This is a genomic window from Bradyrhizobium sp. P2_E8, assembly GCF_056403875.1.
Genome location: NZ_JBFUES010001164.1, coordinates 1 through 2,120, shown reverse-complemented (window position 1 = coordinate 2,120; position 2,120 = coordinate 1). Strand labels below are relative to the sequence as shown.

Here is a 2,120-nt window from a genome sequence, read left to right as displayed (position 1 = left end):
TATGCGTACCGACGGCGTGCAGATCGATCCGTCCGCGATCACCCAGGCGCGCAAGGTGATCGGCGAGGATTACGGCAACGCCTACGTGCCGGAGGCCCCGCGCCAGTACCAGGCCAAGGCCAAGAACGCCCAGGAAGCGCACGAAGCGATCCGCCCGACCGACATGTCCCGCCGCCCGGACAGCATGAGCCGCAAGCTCGATTCCGATCAGGCGCGGCTCTACGAGCTGATCTGGAAGCGCACCATCGCGAGCCAGATGGAAGCGGCCGAGCTCGAGCGCACCACCGTCGACATCACCGCGAAAGTGGGCGGCCGCACGCTGGAGCTGCGCGCCACCGGCCAGGTCGTCAAGTTCGACGGCTTCCTCGCGCTCTACCAGGAAGGCCGCGACGACGAGGAGGACGAGGACTCCCGCCGCCTGCCCGCCATGAGCGCCGGCGACGGCCTGAAGCGGCAGTCGCTCGCCGTCACCCAGCATTTCACCGAGCCGCCGCCGCGCTTCTCGGAAGCCTCGCTGGTCAAGCGCATGGAGGAGCTCGGCATCGGCCGGCCCTCGACCTATGCCTCGATCCTCCAGGTCCTGAAGGACCGCGGCTACGTCAAGCTCGAGAAGAAGCGCCTGCACGGCGAGGACAAGGGCCGCGTCGTGGTCGCGTTCCTCGAAAGCTTCTTCAGCCGCTACGTCGAGTACGACTTCACCGCCAATCTGGAAGAGCAGCTCGATCGCATCTCCAACAACGAGATCTCCTGGCAGCAGGTGCTGAAGGATTTCTGGAGCGGCTTCATCGGCGCCGTCGACGAGATCAAGGACTTGCGCGTGGCGCAGGTGCTTGATGTGCTCGACGACATGCTCGGACAGCACATCTACCCGCCCCGCGCCGACGGTGGCGACATCAGGCAGTGCCCGAGCTGCGGCAACGGCAGGCTCAATCTCAAGGCCGGCAAGTTCGGCGCCTTCGTCGGCTGCTCGAACTATCCGGAGTGCCGCTACACCCGCCAGCTCGCCGCCGACAGCGAGGCGACCGCCGACCGTTCGCTCGGCCAGGATCCCGACACCGGCTTCGACGTCTGGGTCAAGGCCGGCCGCTTCGGGCCCTATATCCAGCTCGGCGAGCAGAAGGATTATGAGGAAGGCGAGAAGCCGAAGCGCGCAGGCATCCCCAAGGGCACCTCTCCGAGCGATGTCGAACTTGAGCTTGCGCTGAAACTGTTGTCGCTGCCGCGCGAGATCGGCAAGCATCCCGAAACCGGTCAGCCGATCACCGCCGGCCTCGGCCGCTTCGGGCCGTTCGTGAAGCACGAGAAGACCTATGCCAGCCTCGAGGCCGGCGACGAAGTCTTCGACATCGGCCTCAACCGCGCGGTGACGCTGATCGCGGAAAAGGTCGCCAAAGGCCCGAGCCGCCGCTTCGGCGCCGACCCCGGCAAGGCGATCGGCGATCATCCGACGCTCGGCACCGTCACCGTGAAGAGCGGCCGCTACGGCGCCTATGTCACCGCGGGCGGCGTCAACGCGACGATCCCGGCCGAGTTCGAAAAGGACACCGTCACGCTGCCGCAGGCGATCGCGCTGATCGACGAGCGCGCAGCCAAGGGCGGCGGCAAGACCAAGGCGAAGAAAGCCGCGAAGCCGGCCAAGGCCAAGAAGGCCGCGGCGAAGGCCGCGGACGGCGATGATGCCGCGCCCAAACCCAAGAAACCGGCCGCGAAGAAAGCCGCGGCCAAATCCGAATCCACCAGCAAGGCGCGCGCCGCCGTGTCGTCGACCGCAAAGACGTCGCCGACCAAGGCCGCCGCCACCAAGGCTCCGGCCAAGAAGAGTGCCGGCAAGAATTAGAGGTTAAGTGAAACGCACGAATGACCGTGGCTTTCCCGACAGGCAAGCCATCGTCGCCTTCATCAAGGCAAATCAAGGAAACGTCGGCACCCGCGAAATTGCGCGCGAGTTCGGCCTGAAGAACGCCGATCGCGTCGAGCTCAAGCGCATGCTGCGCGAGCTCGCCGACGACGGGACCATCAAGAAGAAGCGCCACAAGGTCTCGGAACCAGACACCCTACCGTCGACGCTGGTCGGCGACATCACCGGCCGCGACTCCGATGGCGAGCTGATCGCCTCCCCC

General features: G+C 66.4%; 1 protein-coding gene and 1 pseudogene. Both read left to right on the top strand.

Features of this window, described 5'->3' with window-relative positions; genetic code table 11:
• Positions 1-1,837, top strand: a 1,837-nt coding sequence (locus AC1D00_RS38125; RefSeq protein ID WP_477014222.1) for a DNA topoisomerase, incomplete at its 5' end; no start/stop codon positions are given.
• 7 nt (positions 1,838-1,844) lie between these two features.
• Positions 1,845-2,120: pseudogene (locus AC1D00_RS38120) on the top strand (ribonuclease R); the annotation flags it as partial.